This window comes from Streptomyces lavendulae subsp. lavendulae (assembly GCF_002803845.1).
GTDB lineage: Bacteria > Actinomycetota > Actinomycetes > Streptomycetales > Streptomycetaceae > Streptomyces > Streptomyces lavendulae.
Genome location: NZ_CP024985.1, coordinates 1,412,699 through 1,431,930, shown reverse-complemented (window position 1 = coordinate 1,431,930; position 19,232 = coordinate 1,412,699). Strand labels below are relative to the sequence as shown.

General features: G+C 70.8%; 13 protein-coding genes and 3 pseudogenes. 12 read left to right on the top strand and 4 right to left on the bottom strand.

What is annotated here, in order from left to right; translation table 11 throughout:
* Window positions 1-21 precede the first annotated feature (21 nt).
* Window positions 22-2,075, top strand: a pseudogene (locus SLAV_RS06420) (molybdopterin-dependent oxidoreductase); the annotation flags it as partial.
* A 91-nt stretch (window positions 2,076-2,166) separates the two neighbouring features.
* Complete coding sequence (locus tag SLAV_RS06415) at window positions 2,167-2,562, top strand: GPR1/FUN34/YaaH family transporter (RefSeq protein WP_051840061.1); 396 nt, start codon at window positions 2,167-2,169, stop codon at window positions 2,560-2,562.
* A gap of 23 nt (window positions 2,563-2,585) precedes the next feature.
* On the opposite strand, the pseudogene SLAV_RS06410 reads toward SLAV_RS06415, so the two are convergent.
* Window positions 2,586-3,394: pseudogene (locus tag SLAV_RS06410) on the bottom strand (SDR family oxidoreductase).
* A gap of 299 nt (window positions 3,395-3,693) precedes the next feature.
* Window positions 3,694-4,011, bottom strand: a complete 318-nt coding sequence (locus tag SLAV_RS06405; RefSeq protein ID WP_030224285.1) for a hypothetical protein — start codon at window positions 4,009-4,011, stop codon at window positions 3,694-3,696.
* A gap of 416 nt (window positions 4,012-4,427) precedes the next feature.
* On the opposite strand from SLAV_RS06405, the gene SLAV_RS06400 reads away from it, so the two are divergent.
* The 4 genes from SLAV_RS06400 (at window position 4,428) to SLAV_RS06385 (ending at window position 6,170) form a co-directional block, all read left to right on the top strand.
* Window positions 4,428-4,634, top strand: coding sequence for an early set domain-containing protein (locus SLAV_RS06400; protein ID WP_234333331.1), 207 nt, complete (start codon window positions 4,428-4,430; stop codon window positions 4,632-4,634).
* Window positions 4,635-4,648: 14 nt separating this feature from the next.
* Window positions 4,649-4,963, top strand: coding sequence for a hypothetical protein (locus SLAV_RS06395; RefSeq protein ID WP_051840056.1), 315 nt, complete (start codon window positions 4,649-4,651; stop codon window positions 4,961-4,963).
* Window positions 4,964-5,013: 50 nt separating this feature from the next.
* Window positions 5,014-5,391, top strand: coding sequence for a hypothetical protein (locus SLAV_RS06390; RefSeq protein ID WP_234333330.1), 378 nt, complete (start codon window positions 5,014-5,016; stop codon window positions 5,389-5,391).
* A gap of 83 nt (window positions 5,392-5,474) precedes the next feature.
* Complete coding sequence (locus SLAV_RS06385; RefSeq protein WP_030224277.1) at window positions 5,475-6,170, top strand: DUF6766 family protein; 696 nt, start codon at window positions 5,475-5,477, stop codon at window positions 6,168-6,170.
* Between the two features lie 488 nt (window positions 6,171-6,658).
* On the opposite strand, the gene SLAV_RS06380 is transcribed toward SLAV_RS06385, so the two are convergent.
* A complete protein-coding gene (locus SLAV_RS06380; RefSeq protein ID WP_051840054.1) occupies window positions 6,659-7,288 on the bottom strand; it encodes a hypothetical protein in 630 nt (209 codons plus the stop codon).
* Window positions 7,289-7,641: 353 nt separating this feature from the next.
* Here SLAV_RS06380 and SLAV_RS06375 point away from each other — a divergent pair, with 353 nt between their 5' ends.
* From SLAV_RS06375 to SLAV_RS06350, 5 genes are all read left to right on the top strand, one after another.
* Window positions 7,642-12,957 (top strand): sacsin N-terminal ATP-binding-like domain-containing protein, encoded by a 5,316-nt coding sequence (locus SLAV_RS06375; protein WP_158740419.1) that lies wholly within the window; start codon window positions 7,642-7,644, stop codon window positions 12,955-12,957.
* A gap of 445 nt (window positions 12,958-13,402) precedes the next feature.
* Window positions 13,403-13,822 carry an aspartate 1-decarboxylase gene (panD, locus tag SLAV_RS06370; RefSeq protein ID WP_030224266.1) on the top strand — a complete coding sequence of 140 codons (420 nt, stop codon included), beginning with the start codon at window positions 13,403-13,405 and terminating at the stop codon, window positions 13,820-13,822.
* Between the two features lie 14 nt (window positions 13,823-13,836).
* Entirely contained in the window at window positions 13,837-14,178 is a 342-nt protein-coding gene (locus SLAV_RS06365) for a GNAT family N-acetyltransferase (RefSeq protein ID WP_030224264.1), read from the top strand.
* Window positions 14,172-14,825, top strand: a complete 654-nt coding sequence (locus tag SLAV_RS06360) for an aspartate/glutamate racemase family protein (protein ID WP_030224261.1) — start codon at window positions 14,172-14,174, stop codon at window positions 14,823-14,825. The genes SLAV_RS06365 and SLAV_RS06360 overlap by 7 nt, the downstream gene beginning before the upstream one ends.
* Window positions 14,826-15,219: 394 nt before the next feature.
* On the top strand, window positions 15,220-16,560 hold the full coding sequence (locus SLAV_RS06350) for a transglycosylase family protein (RefSeq protein ID WP_030224258.1): 1,341 nt from the start codon (window positions 15,220-15,222) through the stop codon (window positions 16,558-16,560).
* A gap of 102 nt (window positions 16,561-16,662) precedes the next feature.
* Here the strand turns inward: SLAV_RS06350 and SLAV_RS41490 are convergent.
* Window positions 16,663-17,397, bottom strand: a pseudogene (locus SLAV_RS41490) (DMT family transporter); the annotation flags it as partial.
* A 292-nt stretch (window positions 17,398-17,689) separates the two neighbouring features.
* On the opposite strand from SLAV_RS41490, the gene SLAV_RS06340 reads away from it, so the two are divergent.
* Window positions 17,690-19,165, top strand: a complete 1,476-nt coding sequence (locus SLAV_RS06340; protein ID WP_030224253.1) for an SDR family NAD(P)-dependent oxidoreductase — start codon at window positions 17,690-17,692, stop codon at window positions 19,163-19,165.
* Window positions 19,166-19,232 lie beyond the last annotated feature (67 nt).

Genomic DNA, 19,232 nt, shown 5'->3' with positions numbered 1-19,232 from the left:
GGCGGGGGGCAGGCGCCTGCCATGACAGAGACACAAGGTTCTGTTCCTCCCGAGCACGCCCCCGGCCCCCTCGCGGAGCCCTGGGGGCGCCGTACCCCCTAGGGGCGGGGCGACACCTGGCCGGATCGCGTCGACTCGTACGTCCGTCCGGATCCCGGCAGCGGCGACGGCGCCGTTCGCGTCGACGCCTGGTACCCGACCGCCTCCAACCTCCATTCCAACGGCGACGCGATGGAGCTGGCGGTCCGGGACGGCCGGCTGGTCGGCGTCCGGGGCGTGGCCGGCGACCGGGTCAACCGGGGGCGGCTCGATCCCAAGGACCTCTACGGCTGGCAGGCCCTCGCCTCCCCGGACCGCCTGACGCGGCCCCTGGTGAAGGAGGACGGCGTCCTGCGGGAGAGCGACTGGGACACTGCGATGGCCCGCATCACCGACCGCGCCCGCGCGCTCCTGGACGGGCCGGGCCCCGACTCGATCGGTTTCTACACCAGCGGGCAGCTGTTCCTGGAGGAGTACTATGCGCTGGCCGTACTGGCTCGCGGCGGACTGGGTACCAAGCACCTCGACGGGAGCACCCGGCTGTGCACGGCCACCGCCGCAGAGGCGCTGAAGGAGTCCTTCGGCTGTGACGGCCAGCCCGGCTCGTACGCCGACATCGACCACGCCGACACCGTCGCCCTGTTCGGCCACAACGTGGCCGAGACCCAGGCCGTCCTGTGGAGCCGGATCTTGGACCGCATCGCGGGAGCGGATCCGCCCGTTCTGCTCTGCGTCGATCCCCGTCCCGGTCCCGTGTCCGAGGCTTCCACCATCCATCTCCAGCCCAGACCCGGCACCAACCTCGCCCTCATGAACGGGCTCCTGCACGAGGTGATCGCAGGCGGCTGGACCGACCCGCGGTACATCTACGCACACGTCGTCGGCTTCGACGACCTCGCCCGGCACGTGGCCCGTTTGCCGGCCGAGGCCGCTGCCGAGGCGACCGGTGTGCCCGCCGAGCAGATCCGGGTGGCAGCCCGGCTGCTCGGCCAGGCGGACCGGCTGCTGTCCACGGTCCTGCAGGGCTTCTGCCAGTCCCACCAGGCGACCGCCGCCGCGGTCCAGGTCAACAACCTGCACCTGATCCGCGGCATGCTGGGACGGTCCGGATGCGGAGTCCTGCAGATGAACGGCCAGCCCACCGCCCAGAACTCCCGCGAATGCGGGGCCGACGGAGACCTCCCCGGCTTCCGCAACTGGGCCAACCCCCGGCACGTGGCGAAGCTCTGGAACGTACCGCCCGACCGCATCCCGCACGACGGGCCGCCCACGCACGCCCTGCAGATGATCCGCCTCGCCGAGGAAGGCTCCCTGCGCATGTTGTGGGTCTCCGGCACCAATCCGGCCGTGTCCCTCCCCGAACTGGACCGCATCCGCGCCGTACTCGGGCAGGACCGGCTCTTCCTCGTCGTGCAGGACCTGTTTCCCACGGAGACGACCGCCTTCGCCGACGTCGTCCTGCCCGCCGCCGGATGGGGCGAGAAGACCGGCACCTTCACCAACGCCGACCGCACCGTCCACCTCTCCCTCACGGCCGTGGACCCGCCCGGCGAGGCCCGCCCCGACCTCGACATCTTCCTGGACTTCGCCCGCCGCGTGGACCTCCGGGACGCCTCGAACGCACCGCTGATCCCCTGGCGGAACCCGGAAACGGTCTTCGAAGCGTGTTAGGAGTGCAGCCGCGGCCGCCCCTGCGACTACAGCGGACTGAGCTACGCCCTGCTCCGCGCGCGGGGCGGCATCCAGTGGCCCTGTACCACCGACCGTCCTGGCGGCACGGACCGCCTCTACACTTCCGCAGCCGCCCCGAGGACTGCGAGAGCTACGGGAAGGACCTCCTCACCGGAACGCCGCACGACGAGGCCGCCTACCGGTCGCTGAACCCGGACGGCAAGGCCGTCCCCCGCACCGCGCCGTACGTCCCACCGGCCGAACAGCCCGATACCGCACATCCGCTGTGGCTCACCACCGGCCGCACGCTCTACCAGTTCCACACGCGTACCCGCACCGGCCGCGTGCCCGAACTGGCGAACGCCATGCGGTGGCGCTCGTGCCTTCGCCTTCCCGCTCCAGCTCGTCGCGGCGCTGCTCGGCTTCCGTGGCCGGGACACCGCCTTCGCCACGGCCATGGCCGTCCTCGCCGCGAGCTGGCTGGTCCAGGGAGTACTGCTCGCCGCCGGACCCGCGCCGGAGGCCCGGCACACGCTGGGGCTGTTCCTCCTCACCGCGGCGGTTGCCCTGCTCGTGCCGCTCGCCGCCTCCGGCCGGAGCAATCTCGCGGCCTCCGCCGTCATCGGCTGCGCGACCCTGCGGATGGCTCTGACCGGAATCCACCAGCTCACGCGCTCCCCTTCCTGGGAGGACGCGGCCGGCGCGACGGGGCTGGCCCTCACCCTCCTTGCCCTCTACGGTGCGACCGCCTTCGCGCTCGAAGACACCCACGGCCGTCCCGTCCTGCCCGTGGGCCGGTACGGATCCGGCAGCGGGGCCACGGAGGAGCCGGGGATCCGCCCGCTGCTGTGACAGCACTCGCGACATGCGTACGGTCATGTCCTGCGCCACCGGTCGTGGTCCACGTGGGAACCGGCCATGGGCCCCATGCGGAGCATGCTGCCGTCCACCGCCCACGACGCGCCGGTCACGTACGAGGCGTCGGGGCCGGCAAGGAAGGCGACGACTTCGGCGACCTCCCGGGCGTCCCCGGGGCGCCCCAGGGGCACGCCCGGCCTGCTCACCGCGTGGACATCCGCGTCCGCGTTGCCGGTCATGGGGGTGGCGATCTCGCCCGGGGCGACGGCGTTCACCGTGATCCCGTATTCGGCGAGTTCCAGGGCCATCACCTGCGTGAGCAGCCCCAGTCCGGCCTTGGCCGCGCAGTAGGAGCCCGCGCCCACACGCGGCTGGTGCTCGTGGACCGAGGTGATGTTGACGATCCGGCCACCCCGGCCCTGCCAGAGAATCCGGCGGGCGGCGCGCTGCCCGCAGAGCAAGGGCCCGACGAGATCGACGTCCAACACCTCCCGCACGGTGTCCAGGGACAGGTCGACGAAAGGTGTCGCCGTTCCGGTGCCGGCGTTGTTGACGAGGATGTCCAGACCCACGAGTTCTTCCGCCAGTTCGTCGATGACGTCCGCGCATCCGGCAGCGCAGTGAGGTCGAGGCGGGAAAGCACCGCGCGGCGCCCGTAGGACCGGACCTCCTCGGCGGTGTCGTGCGCCCCTCGTTCGTCCGTGTGTCAGGTGATGCCCATGTCGATGCCCGACCGGGAGAACCGGACGGCCACGGCCCGGCCGATTCCCGAATCCGAGCCGGTGACCGCTGCGGTCCCCGGCGTGAAGCCTGCTGGACTGACCATGTCCGTCACCTCACCGTCGCCTCGACCGGGCAGCCGGGTCTGCCCGAACCGGAGCCTTCGACTGATCCGTGCTCCCCGCCTGCCCTGGGGAGATCCCGGGAAACCGTGCAGGTCTCGTCGGCAGAGGTTAGAAACCGTTCGTCAAGGCGATTGGTAGAGCGCACCTACGAGTGCGCATCCGACGACTGTTCGTGGCCGCAGGGCACTGTCCCGAACATGACCTGGACACCCGGCTCGCGAGACGTCGCCCGCCGTGCCCTGACGGCAGGAGCAGTATCCCTGGGAGCACGGAGGTCGCCTCACCCCAGATCGTCGCTGGCCAGCCGGAGTGCCAATTGCTGGAGGATCTCTTCGGTGTGAGGCTCGGCGCCCGACCCGTCGTAGGCGTCCGCGACTGCCTCGAAGGCGGTGATGAATCCGCTGACCAGGGCGCTCAGCGGTTCGGACAGCTGGCTCAGTACGGCCAGGCCGACCTCTTCGGGACCCGCTCCCGCAGAGACCGTGAACTGGTCTGGAATGACCTCTTCCAGCAGTTCCGAGACGAGGCTCTCGTCGACGTCGGCGCGCAGAGCCGTCAGGGCGGCAATGGCCTTGAGCTTGATCTCATTGTCGGTCATGTTCTGAGGGTGCCTCGGTGGTGGCGGAGGCGAACGGAAGTACTCAGACGAGCGGGCGCGGGTCGCTGCTGCCGTCAGATCCGGGGACCGTCGGATGCGTGGAGCCGCCGGTGCCGGACGAGAAGCCGGGTAGCGGCACGAAATGAGGCGAGCTCCCTGTGAGTAGTCGTGTGCTCCTCTCCGAAGGGGGCATCGAGGCCCTCCGGCACACGAAAGAGAGGCGGAGATGAGCAGCGTACTGCGCCGTGCGGATCGTGCCGGGTGCGCGGTTGGTGAAGGCGGGGTGATCGACAGGCGATGCGGAAAGGCGGCCACGCGGCGCCGGGACCGGCGGGGCTTCGCCCCTGCCTCCGGGTGAGTGACCGTCTCCCTTCCGGCGGCGTGTGCGGGACCGGGGCGAGGAGCACTGTGCGAGGGTGCTCGGGCCTCCGCCAGCACTCGTCAACCACTGGGACCCCGCCGCGCACCCGCTCCAGGTCCGGGGCGACGGCATGCGCGCGGCCACGGTGGTCCTGCCCACGCACAAAGGCCACTCCTTCCGGTACCTGGCGGCCGGCGACTACTGGTTCGACGACGACGAGGCCGACGGCCATGACGGCACCAACAGCCGCGTCAACACCTGACGAGGAGTGCCCGCATGGACGCGATCGTGCTGCTGCGCGAAGACCACAAGACTGTCGAGAAGCTGTTCAAGCGATTCGAGAAGACCTCCGACGATGACACGGCCGAACGCCGCCGGATCGCCGACGAGGTGATCGAGGAGCTCACCGTCCACGCCTGGATCGAAGAGAAGTTCTTCGCCCGCGAGCCGCACCCGACACGACGGACCACGTCCTGGAGAGCATCGGCGATGGGCCGCAACAGGCTCACGGAGCTGGGCGGTGAGCTGGAGGCCGGGAAGAAGCAGGCACCGCGCGATCCCCTGGCCGTTCCCAGCTCCGACTCGAAGTGACCCGATCACGGCACCGGACAGCCGGCCGCCCCTGCGGCAGACTGGTCCTGGTGGCTGCCGCGGTGCTCGCAGCGGCCGGGTGCGGGGCCCCTGCGGCACGACAGAACGCCGCAGCCGCGGCAGGAGCCGCCTTCGAAGCCGCCGTCGCGGCCGGCGACCACGTCCGAGCCTGCGGGCTACTGGCTCCGCAGACCCGCAAACAGCTGGAGCAGGACGAGCAGAAGGCCTGTCCCGCCGCGTTCGCGTCGCAGGAGTTGCCCAGGACGCGCGGTATCCAAGAGGAAGAGGCGTACGGGCGGCAGGCGATGGTGCGTATGACGGGCGACACCCTGTTCCTGTCGCTGTTCACCGGAGGCTGGAAGGTCGTGGCCGCCGGCTGCACACCGCGGCCCGGCCAGCCCTACGACTGTCTGATCAAGGGGGCATGAGGCGTGCGGATCCTGTTCGTCGCCACCCTGGTGGTCATCCTGGGCGGGCTCGGCTACTTCATCACCATCGGGGTGCTCCAGCGATGACCGACAGCCGCGAACCGCGCAGAGGGTTCTGGCGGGAGAACAGCCTGACCCTCGCCTTCGGCATCGCCTTCCTGGTGGTGCTCGTCTGCCAGGCCATCGCCGGGCACGCCGAGTTCAACGAACAGATGACGGTCGACGGCCTCCAGCCGCTCAGCTTCGGCGAATACCTGATGTCATCCGACTTCGCCGTGGACGTAACCGAGAACTGGCAATCGGAGTTCCTGCAGTTCTTCCTCTATATCTTCGGCACGGTCTACCTCGTCCAGCGAGGCTCCCCGGAGTCCAAGAAGGTCCACAAAGCAGGCAATGAAGGCGAGCGGGAGCAGCGCATGGGCGACCACGCGCGCCCCGACTCGCCGCGCTGGGCGGGTACCAAGGACTGGCGCCAGACCCTCTACGCCCGCTCCCTGGGCACCGTCATGGGCACCCTGTTCGTGCTCTCCTGGCTGGCCCAGTCCATCACCGGCACCGCCGCCTACAACGACCAGCAGCTCCGCCAACTCGAGGACCCCGTCAGCTGGGCCGGATATGTGGCCACCCCCGACTTCTGGAACCGGACCCTGCAGAACTGGCAGTCCGAACTCCTCGCCGTCGCCGCCATGGTGGTCCTGTCCATCTACCTCCGCCAGCGCGGCTCCCCTGAATCCAAACCGGTCGGGGCCGCCCACACCACCACTGGCATCGAAGGCTGACCAGCCCCGGACGGCCAGGCCCACAAGGGTGAAACAGATGATCGAGGAATTCGAGCAGGTCTGGGATTCAGACCCGATGCTTCAATCCGAACACCAACGTGAGCACACCCGCCGGATGCTGGAGGCAGGCTGGCCGCGTCCGAGGCCGGAACGGTCTTGCCATACGTGTCCCCACGCTCGCGCGATTGTCGCGTATCAGCGCGTGGGCTGGCTCGTTCCACGCAATGAGGCGCCGAAGCCCGAAATCCCGCCGCAGGCTCGCGCTGTCTTGGAGCGCCGACTGCGCTGGGCCGAGGCCGAGGCTGAGCGGCTACGAGTGCAGCTGGCCGGGCAAGAGGAGCGACATGACGCCTGACTGATGGGCCTCGTGACCTGCCAACACTCGTCTGCATCGGAGCCCTTCCGCTCCCCCTCATGCCAGCGGCGATGGCCGGGTGCCGCGCCCGCATGGACCCGGGCGCGACACCGTCACACCTGCCCGGGCAGGGTCAGGTCAGTACGCGCATCGCGAGTACGGAGCCGTCTTGATGGATGGAGACAGGGCCGTTCCACTTCGAGTCCCATCCGAGAAGGGGCCATGCCTTCCGTTGGGCGTGGACCGCGGTGCGGTACCGCTCCAACTGGCCGTTCTCGAGATGGTGGAGAAGGTCCTTCGCGACTCCGGAGAACGCCTCGACCCGGGTCCTGTTGAGACGGAAGACGTGATCGGTGCCGACGAAGTCGATGCCATAGAGCTGGACGTACGCGTCTTGGACGCTGTCGGTGGCGGCATGGATCAGGCCCGTGAAGTGTCGCTGACCTTGCCTCTTGGTGAGGTACTGCGCGGTGGCTGTGCCGTCTCCTGCGAAGGCCGTCAGGCCGGCGGCGGCGGTTCGGGCGAGGACGCGCCGAAACCACGGATAGTGCTCGGGCTGGACGTGGAACCCTGGCTCGGGCACTGGCGGTTCGTCGCCCTGGGAGGGCCGCTGGATTCCCGGGTAGATGTTCTCGTCGTCGACGGGTTGATCGAGATGGTTGTCGGGGGTGTCCGGCGCGCCGTTCAGTCGGCCTCCGGTTCCCCGTGCCTGCAAGGCGCGCACCGTGAGGGGGCCCTCGGTCGGAAGCTCCGTACTGAACACCAGGACCGGCGTCTCGTTCCATGCGCCGATATGGACTGCCTCGACATGGGCGGAGGCGGACGCCAGCTGGGTGTGCGAGGTGGCGGCGTTGCTGTGGTTGCCTTTGCAGGCGATCGGGATGGCCGACGACGGCTCGCCGGGCTTCCAGACCTCGGCGAAGCGGCAGCCGGATCGCGGCCCGGCGTCACGGCTGGTGAGAGCCCAGCCGGCCCGCAGCGCGGCGGGGGTGTGCTGAGGCTGGAACCGACTCGGTAGGCACCCCGCATGGGCGAGGGCGTCAGATGTGCGTCCGAATGTCCGTGGTCACCTCTATCGTCGGCATCGGTACTTCCAGGGAGCTTCATGGGGGAAGAGTGACCGACGGACAGAGGCGAGCGAGGCGGTCCACGGGCCTCGGCAATTCGGCCAGGCGGAAACGGGTCGTCGCGACGGCGGTCATGGAAGCCGAGGGGTGTCTCTCCGACCTCAAGCGCGGACGCCGCGCCGCTCGCGAACTCAAAGAAGTCACGGAGCAGATGCTCTCGCCCGAGTACAAGGGGCGCGTGTTGGTCGAGCTCCTTCAAAATGCTCATGACGCGCACCCCGCCCGGCACGGCGACGGCCGCGTCGAGATCGTCCTTGACGAGGACGAGGGCGAGCACGGCGTGCTCTACGTGGCGAACGGCGGCAGACCCCTCGGGTACAAGAACTTCGAGGCGCTGTGCAGCATCGGTCTGTCGAGCAAGCGACCCGACGAGGGTATCGGTCACAAGGGTGTCGGCTTCAAGAGCGTGCTTCAGCTCACCTCCGCCCCCGAGCTGTACAGCGTCGTGGGTTCCGCATCCAAGGCCTTCGACGGGTTCTGTTTCCGATTCGCCCGGGACGAGGACTTCGACTGGCTGGCGGACCAGATTGCGTCCGGCCGCCCGGAGGCTGCTGGCCAACTGCGCACAAACCTCTCTTCGTTGAAGGTCCCCGTGCCGGTGGACGACGTCCCGGCCGCAGTGGCGTCCTTCCGTCGACGCAGACTGGTGACCGTGGTCCGGCTCCCTCTGCGGTCGGCCGAGGCGAGGCTGGAGGCGGTACGCCAGCTGCGCGAACTGGCTGATGACAGAGCACCGTTCGAGCTCTTTCTCGACCGTCTCGGCAAGGTGTCCGTGACCCACCGGGTGGGTGGCCGGGGGCGCCCGAGCGTCTACAAACGCAAGGTGGACGCGCTTTTCACCTCGCGCGGCCTGAAGATCCAGCAGATTACACTGCGCCGTCGTACCCGCCTGATCATGGTGACGGCCGTCGTGGACCGTGAGCGCGCGCACGGGGCCATCGCTGCGGGCCTGGTGTCCGGACCGCTGAAGGACGGCTGGCAGGCACTGGGCGACTCGGCGGTGGTCAGCGTTGCGGTGCCCGCGGGCGAGCCGCTGGAGCGCGGAAGGCTGTACACGTTCCTGCCAATGGGGGCACAACGGACATGCCCGGTACGCGGGTTCGTCAACGCTCCCTTCCACACGGATGTGAGCCGACGCACCATGGCGGAGTCCACGCAGTGGAACGACCTGCTGCTCGACACCGCGGCCGAGGCCTGTGCGCAGGCGGCCGTACTGGTTGACGAGGGGCGCGTCACCATGCCCGCAGGTGCTCTAGTCGACCTGATGTGCTGGGAGCCTAACCAGGTCCGACGCCTGGAGCTGGCTTTCAAGGCACGGGACCGCGAGTTCGACGATGTGCCGTTCATGCCGGTACTGCACCCCGCGGGCGCGCGCACCTCGTACCGCCACGGCTACCTGTGGCACCGCCCCGACCAAGCCCGCGTGTTCACACCGCAGGCCGTGGCAGCCGCCGGGGTCCGGCAGGTCATTGACCCACAGCTCCATGCCCGGCGAGCCGAGCGGTTGGTCGCGCTGGGTACAGTCCGTGGACTGGGGCTCCTCCCGCCTGCCACCGTGCTCGCCGGCTGGGCGGAGAGCGTCGCCTCGGCCCTCGCCCAGGGGCATTTCGACGCGGGAAAGTGGGCGGACTATTACCACGACCTCTCGGTTTGCTTCCCCCGCACCGGGGAGGAGCTGAAGGGCAGGAAAATCGTCCTCACGGCCGAGGGGAAGCCGGCTCCGGCAGGGGACCCAGGACTGTTCTTCCGCCGCTCGGACGGGCCGTCGTCAGCGCTGCCCGGCCTTCCGCCCGGCCTCGCAGACTGCATCTCCTTCGTCCACACGGAGATCGCCTGGACGGGAAGGAGTACAAGCCGTCGGTCCCGCGGTCGCACCTGGCTGGAGGAACAGGGGCTGGTGCGTGAGTACAGCCCGCAAGCCCTCCTGGACGTGCTGGGCGAAGCCATGGGCAAGAACCGAGAGGACGACGAAGCCCTGCGCGAGCACCTGCTGTTCGCCTGCGCCCTGTGGGCGTCGTCCCTGGACCGGAACGGCAAGGGCCCCGTGATCAAAGGACTGTTGGTGCCGGGCCGCAATGGCTGGATGCGCGCGACGGAGGCCATGTTCGGCGACGGCTGGACGGGCTCGCACAGCGGGATCGACCGGACGCTGCCGCGCTTCCTCGAGCGCACCGAGGGGGCCTCCAGTGCTCTGGCCGCCGCGGCCGACCGGGTTGTCCGCCCCGCTGAGGCGATCTGTGTCGGCACCCGGATCGACGCACAGACCCTGCGGCGATTTCTCGATCAGCAGGGCGTCCGCCACGGCCTGCTACCGACCTACGTCGCAACGTCCCAGGCGGTGAAGGGGCAGCATCTCAACTACCCGCCCGCTTTTCCTGGACTGTGGGCGCTGAGCCTGAACTCGGACGAGCGGGACCAGTGGCGGTCGACCGCCGAGCGCTGGCCCAAGCGTCGCGACGATCTCTACCAGACCGTCGAGTACCGCCCCACCCGCAAGAGGGTGGCCATGCTCCCCGGCCAGTGGGAGTACGCCGCGTTCGACGAGGAGAGCCGCCGCCTCTACGCGGAGCTGATCATCCACGGCCTGGACACCTGGCCCGCCGACGCCCTCGAGTTCCGCTTCGCGGGCGGCTCCGACCGGCAGGGCACACCGTGGCCCACCCCGCTGGCGGCCTTCTTGAGCCGAGCGCCGTGGATTCCCCAGACGGGAGACGACGAAGACGCCCCCGCTTTCACCACGTCGGGCCAGGCGTGGTGGTGGGGCGCTGCGGAGGCGCCGCCCACCTTCCTCAATGTCACCTCCGCCGCCCTGCGTCTGCGACAGTCGGATCGCGTTCTCAGGCGCCTGCGCCTGCTCGGAGTACGCCGCTGGGAGGACCCGGAGACCGCCGGCGACCGGCTGCGCCACCTGCCCGTCTTGCTGCGCCGTATGCCCCGGCTTCGGCAGGGCCGCCTCGGCCACCTGCTGGGCAGGGCCTACGAACAGGCCTGGGCGGATCTGCTTCCCTCGACTGAGACTGACCCTGGCCGTCATCCCGGACACCTGCCCGAACTCCTCGTGAGCAGGGCCGGCACACTGGACGTCCTCCCGACCGGACCAGAGGCCGAACCGGTCTACGTGCCCGATGTGGCGGGAACACAGAACCGCAGGCTGCTCGAGCAGGCGCCCGTGGCAGTCCTCCCCCTCGACGACCGGGCGCTGGGGCGACGCGTCCACGTCCATCTGGCGGCACAGGGATGCCACTCGGTCCGCAGGACGAGCGAGGCGGAGGTCGACATCCGCGTGGACCTGCTGCCAATCGCCGACGCACCCCGCGTACCGTTGCTCACCCTGGCCGGGCCTTGGCTGCACACCCTCCTAGCCGCGCTCGTGGAATTCGACGACGACCGTTCCTCCCGGCCCGAGGTCCCCTCCTCACACCAGGTACGACGTCGACTGGAGATCTGCGGTGCCGTGTCCGCCCGGACCACGGTCACGCACATAGCCGGGCATACCCTCGACGACCCCGGCGACGACCGCTCCCTCCTGCACGACGACCCGGAGAAACCCTGCGTCGTGGTCGTGTGCGCGCAGCGATCCTCCGACTGGCACGTGCTTCAGACCGCCTCCACCGCCCTGAGCACCTTGGTCGGCGCCCCATATCTGGCTACGTCGGTACGGCTGGCACTGATCGAACTGGAGCGCCGCGGCCGTGCCGTCACGGACGTCACCGACGCAGACATCGCCGCCGTGGTCGGCATCCCACCGCAACGACTGGAGGCCGTCCTCGCAGACCGTGCCTCGATCCGCTCCGGCAGCGCCCGACTCGTCCCCCTGCTCGCCTGCGCAGACCCCGACCTCGCCGAGGAACTACGGCGGGGACAGGAGGACCTCCACGACCGCGGCGAACTCCACGACTGGCTCGTGGCCCGGCTCGATCTCGACCGGGCCGACCACCTCCTGGGGCTCGTGGACGACAACGACTGGCAGCGGAAGCTGTCCGCCCTGGGAGTGCCCCTGTCCGAGGCCAACCGGGCCTGGGGGACGCTGGGCCTGCCGACCGTCGACAACTCGGAGACCCACCAACGGCAGTTCCACGCCTGGTTGCAGGAGAACCGGGCCCGACTAGCCGACCGCGTCCGTGACGCTTACCTGACGACGTACAAGGCTGGCGCCCCCCTCACGGAGTACATCCGGCTGCGGTCGCTTCCCGGACTGGAGCCGGACCCCCAGTGGGGATTCGTCCACTGGGATCTCACCTCCGACCGGCTCGACGCCCATGCCGAGGCATGGACCGCCACCCACCTGCCTCCGGCACCGGCCCGACAGCACCCGCCGCGTCCGGTGGCCGAGATCCACGAAGGGGGCCTCGACGCCGTTCACGCGCTCCTTCCCCGCCTGCGCGCCCGGATGGAGGTATGGCTCAGCCGCCAGGGCCGCGAGGGCCCCTTGCTGCCGTCGGCCACCGAGGTCGCGTCGGCGATGGACGCCGAAGGCCTGCTCGACTTCGAACCGATCGGCGTCCGTGCACTGATTGCTTGGCTCCAGACCCACGGCCACTGGCCCGAAGGCATGGCCGCCACGGACCGGGTGGCCGACCTGGGCCTGAACGACCCCCCACCCCTCAAACCGAGCCTATCCAGCAGTGGCACCCCTCTCCCCGCCACCCCGGGCCCATCGCTCCTCCTCAACGGTCGCGCGCTCCCGATCGGCCCGGACGATCTGCGCGATCTCGCGCGTCAGATCGCCGCCGACCTCACCCCCGACCAACTCTCCGCCTCCCCGCAGCCCGGCACACCGTCGGCACCCGCACTCCCGAGACAGCGAACCACCTCCGCGGTAGTCAGCCGCGGCGGGGGATACCGAGCCGTCCCCCGAGACACCCAGAAGGACAGGGCTGTCGGACTCGCAGGAGAGGTGGCAGTGGCCGCCTGGTTGCAGCGGCAGTACGGCGTCCCCCGCGAGGAATCCTGGAAGTCCGGGCTACGCCATTACGTCTTCGCCGACGGCTCGGGCGACGACAGCCTCGGCTACGACTTCCTCATCCACGACGGGGATCACACCTTCCTGTACGAGGTGAAGGCCTCGACCGGGGACCGGGGCGAGTTCGAACTCGGCGAGTCCGAAGTCGAACGAGCAAGTCACCTTCGCCCGGACGAGACGTACACCATCGTCTACGTCTCCCACGTCCTCGACAGCACCCACCGACGCATCACCCCTCTCCCCAACCCGTTCAGCGCGCCCGGCCTCGCCTGCTACCGCATCGTCGGGACGGCCATGCGCCTCCGGTTTGAACTGCCGCCGGGGTCCGAACCCTCCCCATAGACGAACGAGGTCGAGCTGCCCCATCCTGAGCGGCACGCGGCACGCCCCCTGGGGGCAGGTCGAAGAGCGGGACACGTCGGCACGGCAACTGGCCCGGAAGGGGAAGGGCAGCCCGCCTCCCCGGGCGACCAGCTGCTCGATGACCAAGTCTTAGGTGCACCAGGGGAGCGACTCGTCCTGCGCCCCCCACGTGTCTGACGCTTCGTCAAGTAAGTCAGCATCTGCTCAGCATCCGTCCCCCGACATTCCGAGACGGTTGTTCGCGCAAGCGCCTGCTCGGCTGCGTGACGACAGCCTGGTTCGCACGGAAGTGCAGGCAATGTGCGTTCTCGCTAGCGGGAATCGATGTTCCTTTTAATCTTCGATCCGACGCGTGTCAGTGTAAAGTGAAAACCGCCCTTGACCTGCAGAAAGCTGGCAGGGAGCCGTCTTCTAGGAGTTCAAAATGCTGCGCACCATGTTCAAGTCCAAGATCCATCGGGCCACCGTCACCCAGGCCGACCTGCACTACGTCGGTTCCGTGACGATCGACGCCGATCTCCTCGACGCGGCGGACCTGCTGCCGGGGGAGCTCGTGCACATCGTCGACATCACGAACGGCGCGCGGCTGGAGACGTACGTCATCGAAGGCGAGCGCGGTTCGGGCGTCATCGGGATCAACGGGGCCGCCGCGCACCTGGTGCACCCCGGGGACCTGGTCATCCTGATCAGCTACGCGCAGATCGAGGACGCGCAGGCGCGGACGTTCTCGCCCCGCGTGGTCCACGTGGACGCGGACAACAGGATCATCGAGCTGGGGTCGGACCCGTCCGCCCCGGTACCGGGCACGGACCAGGAGCGCAGCCCCCACGCGGTGGCTGTCTGAGGGGAGTCGGGGACATGGCGATCGAGCTGCTGGACGAGCGCGAGGCCGGGCGGCTGCTGGCCGTCGAGGACGGGGCGGTGGTCGGTTTCATCGCCTACTTCGTCCTCGATGCCGAGCCGCACGCGCTGGTCGCGGTCCACACGGTGGTCGAGCCGGGCCACGAGGGCCGCGGGATCGCCGGGGACCTGGTGGGGACCTTCTACGGGATCGCCGCTTCCGAGGGCGTGCCGGTCGTCCCGCTCTGCCCCTACGCGGCGAGCTGGGCCGCCAAGCACCCCGACCGGGCACCCGTGCCCCCGGCCGCTGTCGTCGAGGCGGCGAAGGCGCAGCTGGACGCCGACTCCGGCCAGTGGTGACCGCGCTGACGCTGCTCCACACCTCCGGGGTGCACGTCCCGGTCTTCGACGCGCTGCGCGACCGGGACCACCCGGGGGCCGTACTGCGGCACCTGGTGCGCCCGGAACTGCTGGAGCGGGCCCGCGCCCACGGCCCGCAGGCGGTGGCCGGGGAGCTGCGCGGGCTGCTCGGGGGCGCGGGCGGGCCCGTGCTGGTCACCTGCTCGACCCTCGGGGCGGTCGCCGAGGCCCTGGCACCCGCCCTCGGCGTCCCGGTGCTCCGGGTGGACCGGCCGATGGCGGCCGAGGCCGTCCGTACCGGCCCGCGGATCGCCGTACTGGCCACCCTCCGGTCGACCCTCGCGCCGACCGGGGAACTGCTGGCCGAGGAGTCCGCCGGCCGGCCGGTGTCCGTCCGTACGCGGCTCGTGGAGGGGGCCTGGGACCTCTTCGCGGCCGGGGACGCCGCCGGTCACCTCGCGCTGGTGGCCGAGGCGGTGGACGCCGTCACGGACGCCGACGTCATCGTCCTGGCCCAGGCCTCCATGGCCGGGGCCGCCCCGCTCGCCCGCACCCGTGTGCCCGTCCTCTCCAGCCCCGGCCCCGGCCTGGCCGCGGCCCTGCGGCTGCGCGGAGCGGACACCGTCTCCGCATTCCCGGGGGCATAGCGGAAGGGATCGGGGGAAAGTGGGACTCATGGAGCGAAAAGCAGAGCAGACGCAGCCCCCGCCGCCCGAGCCCGACCCGATTCCGGCCCCGTTCCCGCCGCTCCCGGACCCCGGGCCCGTGCCGCGGCCGGTGCCGCCGGTTCCGGCGCCGTTCCCCGAGCCCGATCCGGTGCCCGCGCCGCCAGGCCCCGCTCCGGTCCCGCAGCCGGGCCCGCTCGGCTGAGGGACCCGGCGGGCCCCCCGGCGGGTGACCCCGTACGTCAGTCCGCGCGAACGCCGTCCCACTGTTCGACGTGTGCCCAACTCCAGCCTCAGGGCGGCTGGTTGTGGCCCTTGTCAGCGATGTGGGGCGACGTTAGGTTGTGCGGTTCCTGATGTCTTCAAGGGGGCTCCCATGGGTGTACGGGGCCGGCACCGCCGGTACCAGCCGAGCAGCATCAACCGGGCCTCGCTCGCCGTCACCGCGGGCGGCGCGGGCATCGCGCTCCCGCTCATCGGGGCGGGGGCCGCGCACGCCGCCTCCGTGGACACCTGGAACAAGGTTGCCGAGTGCGAGGCGACCGGCAACTGGAAGATCAACACCGGTAACGGTTACTTCGGCGGGCTCCAGTTCAGCCAGAGCACCTGGCGGGACTTCGGCGGCACCGCCTTCGCCGCACGCGCCGACCTGGCGACCAAGGACCAGCAGATCGCGGTCGCGGAGAAGGTGCTCAGGGGGCAGGGCCCGCACGCCTGGCCCGTCTGTGGTCCGCAGTCCGGACTCAGCCGCAGCGGTCCGGCGCCCGCCACCGCGGGGACGGCCTCGCCGAAGCCCGTGCCGTCCCCGTCCGAGCCGTCCCGGTCCAGGCCGGCCCCGGCCGAGCAGGACCGGCCCGAGCCCGCGCGGACGCAGGCGCCCATGGACCGGCTCCAGGCGACCAAGGCCACCACCGGGACGCCCGTCACCATGCCCCGCCCGACCGGCACCTCGGTGCTGCCGAACCCGTACGTCGTCGCGCCCGGGGACTCGCTCTCGACGATCGCCGTCGAACAGCACGTGGAGGGCGGCTGGCAGGCCCTCTACGAGACCAACCGGAGCACGGTCGGCGGCAACCCCGACATGATCTTCCCGGGGCAGCGGCTCACGCTCCGCGTGACCACCGCTCCGGCGGCGCCGCCCGCGCAGAACCCGGAGAAGCCGCCGCGCACCGCCGAGCCGGTCAAACCCGTGGAGCCCGCGGGCCAGGCCAAACCAGTGGAGAAGCCGGCCGAGAAGCCGGCCGAGAAGCCGGCGGAGAAGCCGGCCCCGAAGCCGGCCGAGAAGCCCTCAGCGGAGCAGAAGCCCGCCTCGGGCGGCTTCACCGCCCCCGTCGACGCCGCCCTCGGAACGGCCTACCGCGTCGCGGGATCCTCCTGGTCCAGCGGCTACCACACGGGCGTCGACTTCCCGGTGCCGACCGGCACCACCATCAAGGCCGTGGGTCCGGGCACGGTGGAGTCGGCGGGCTGGGCGGGAGCCTACGGGTACCAGGTCGTCATCAAGCACGCCGACGGCCGGTACTCCCAGTACGCCCACCTCTCCGCGCTCGGCGTGAAGGCCGGCCAGCAGGTCTCCGGCGGCCAGCGGATCGGCCGCTCCGGCTCGACCGGCAACACCAGCGGGCCCCACCTGCACTTCGAGATGCGCACCGCCCCCGGCTACGGCTCCGACATCGACCCCCTCAAGTACCTCCGCGGCAAGGGCGTCGGCATCTGACCCCCGCACGTGCGGCGGCACGGCCGTGAGCAGCACCAGGCCCGCCGCCGCCACCACGGCGCTCGTCAGCGCGGCCACGGCTCCGGCGGTGCCGTAGCGGAAGCCCTCGTCGAACAACGAGATGCCCACCGCCGCGGCCACCGCCGGATTGACGACGGTCACCGTGGCCAGCGGCGCGGTCAGCCCGGCACCCCGGTACGCGGCCTGCGAGAGCAGCAGGCCGCCGGCCGCCAGTACGGCGATCGCCGCCAGGTCCGGCCACAGCCCGGCCGACGCGCCCGCCTCGAAGCCCTCCGCGACCGACTTCGTGAACACGGAGGCCATCCCGAAGGACGTACCCGCGGCCGCCGCCAGCAGCACGCTGCGCAGCACCGCCCGGTGCGCCCGCCGGGCCGCCATGATCAGCACCGCCGCGGCGCCCGCCGTCACCGACAGCAGCAGGGTCCGTTCCGTGCCGGCCAGGGCCTCCCGGCCCGAGGCGTCCCCGCCGGTCAGGGCGAGGAGCCCGGCCAGGCCGACGGTGGCCAGGACGGCCCCGCGCCAGGCCGCCGCGCCCGCCCGGCGTCCCACGAAGACGGCCGCCATCGGGAGGGCGAAGACGATGGTCAGCGCGCCCAGTGGCTGGACCAGGCTCAGCGGCCCGTACGCGAGCGCCAGTACGTGCAGCAGGGCGCCGAGCCCGTTCAGGGCGACCGCCACCCACCAGCCGGCCCGGCGCAGCGGTGCGCAGGAGCCGTCCGGCGAGCTCGCCGCGACGTGCTCCTGGACGATCGCACCGCTCGCGTACGCGACGGCGGAGACCAGGCAGAGGAGGACCGACAGGGCCAGGGCGCTCATGCATTCCACGATGCCCCACCCGGGGCCGCTCTTCATCCGCCAACGGGCTCCATGATCGGCGGGCGGGTCATCCTCCTGGCATACACCGGAAGGAGTACCCACCACATTCCGGCGGCCGTGTCACGGAGCGTACGGAGCGTGACGAATCCATCCGTACCGTGACAGGGGGCTCGCGGTGGGTGAGGCGCGCGGATTCGGGTTTGGTCCCGGGCGTGTCGGCTCCGTACAGTGGCGGTTTTGGGACCTCCGCAGCAGGCGGACGCGGACGAGCGAACAGGGAACGGCAGCGGCCATGACGGTGACCGAAGACAACCACGCATACGGGCCGGGCATCGACCCCGAGCGGCTGGCCCTCTGCCTCAGCGTGCTCGACGAGCTCGACAAGCTCGACGTCGACCACCCGGACGCCATCACCGTACGCCGTGCCACCGCCGGTCTCTACCGCACGGTCAAGCAGCGCCGCCGCCAGGAGCGCCGCGCCGCCAAGACCGCCAACGACAAGGCCGTCACCGAGGCGACCGCGACCGGCTCCGCCGAGCGCATCGACGACGAGACCGAGGGCATCCTGCCCTCCTCGGTCACCGAAGCCGGCCGGATCGCCGGAATACTCCAGCGCCCGCGCTCCTGCTACGTCTGCAAGACCCGGTACGTCGAGGTCGACTACTTCTACCACCAGCTCTGCCCGGGCTGCGCCGCCCAGAACCGGGCCAAGCGCGAGGTCCGCGCCGACCTGTCCGGCAAGCGCGCGCTGCTCACCGGCGGCCGGGCCAAGATCGGCATGTACATCGCCCTGCGGCTGCTGCGCGACGGCGCCCACACCACGATCACCACCCGTTTCCCCAAGGACGCCATCCGCCGCTTCAAGGCGATGGAGGACTCCGCGGACTGGATGCACCGCCTGGAGGTCGTCGGCATCGACCTGCGCGACCCGGCCCAGTCCGTGGCGCTGGCCGAGCAGGTCGCGGGGGCCGGACCGCTGGACATCCTGATCAACAACGCGACGCAGACCGTGCGCCGGCTGCCCACCGCCTACGCCGCCCTGGTCGAGGGGGAGAGCGCCCCGCTGCCGGCCGGCGAGCTCCCCGCCCACCACGTCATCGGCGCCTTCAACTCCGGCGCGGTCGACGGACTGACGGCGCTGCCCGTCGGCGTGAGCGGGCTGGAGGCGCAGAAGGTCGCCGACCTCGCCCTGGTCGCCGGCAACGCCAGCCTGGAGCGGCACCTCGCGGGCACGGCCATCGACGCGGGCGGCCTGCTGCCGGACGTCGTCGAGTCCAACACCTGGGTGCAGACCATCGACCAGATCTCCCCGGTGGAGCTGCTGGAGACCCAGCTCTGCAACTACACCTCGCCGTTCATCCTGATCAGCGCGCTGCGGCCGGCGATGGCCGAGGCCGCCCGCAAGGCGTCCAGCGGGCGTGCGTACGTGGTCAACGTCTCCGCGATGGAAGGCGTCTTCAGCCGCGGCTACAAGGGCGCGGGGCACCCGAACACCAACGCCGCCAAGGCGGCGATGAACATGGTGACGCGGACCAGCGGCCAGGAGATGTTCCAGACCGACCGCATCCTGATGACCTCGGTCGACACCGGCTGGATCACCGACGAGCGCCCGCACTTCGACAAGCTGCGCCTGGCCGAGGAGGGCTTCCACGCCCCGCTCGACCTGGTGGACGGCGCGGCCCGCGTCTACGACCCGGTCGTCCGGGGCGAGGCGGGCGAGGACCTCTACGGAGTCTTCCTGAAGGACTACGCCCCCGCCAACTGGTAGGACCGCCGCCGCGTTCGCGGCGGTACGGGGTGAGGAGGGGGTGGACGGCACGGGTCGTCCACCCCCT

Coding starts and splice junctions, on each gene's coding strand:
- SLAV_RS06415 (WP_051840061.1), top strand. CDS start 2,167: ATGGCCGTCCTCGCCGCGAGCTGGCTGGTCCAGGGAGTACTGCTCGCC.
- SLAV_RS06405 (WP_030224285.1), bottom strand. CDS start 4,011: ATGACCGACAATGAGATCAAGCTCAAGGCCATTGCCGCCCTGACGGCT.
- SLAV_RS06395 (WP_051840056.1), top strand. CDS start 4,649: ATGGACGCGATCGTGCTGCTGCGCGAAGACCACAAGACTGTCGAGAAG.
- SLAV_RS06385 (WP_030224277.1), top strand. CDS start 5,475: ATGACCGACAGCCGCGAACCGCGCAGAGGGTTCTGGCGGGAGAACAGC.
- panD (WP_030224266.1), top strand. CDS start 13,403: ATGCTGCGCACCATGTTCAAGTCCAAGATCCATCGGGCCACCGTCACC.
- SLAV_RS06365 (WP_030224264.1), top strand. CDS start 13,837: ATGGCGATCGAGCTGCTGGACGAGCGCGAGGCCGGGCGGCTGCTGGCC.
- SLAV_RS06350 (WP_030224258.1), top strand. CDS start 15,220: ATGGGTGTACGGGGCCGGCACCGCCGGTACCAGCCGAGCAGCATCAAC.
- SLAV_RS06340 (WP_030224253.1), top strand. CDS start 17,690: ATGACGGTGACCGAAGACAACCACGCATACGGGCCGGGCATCGACCCC.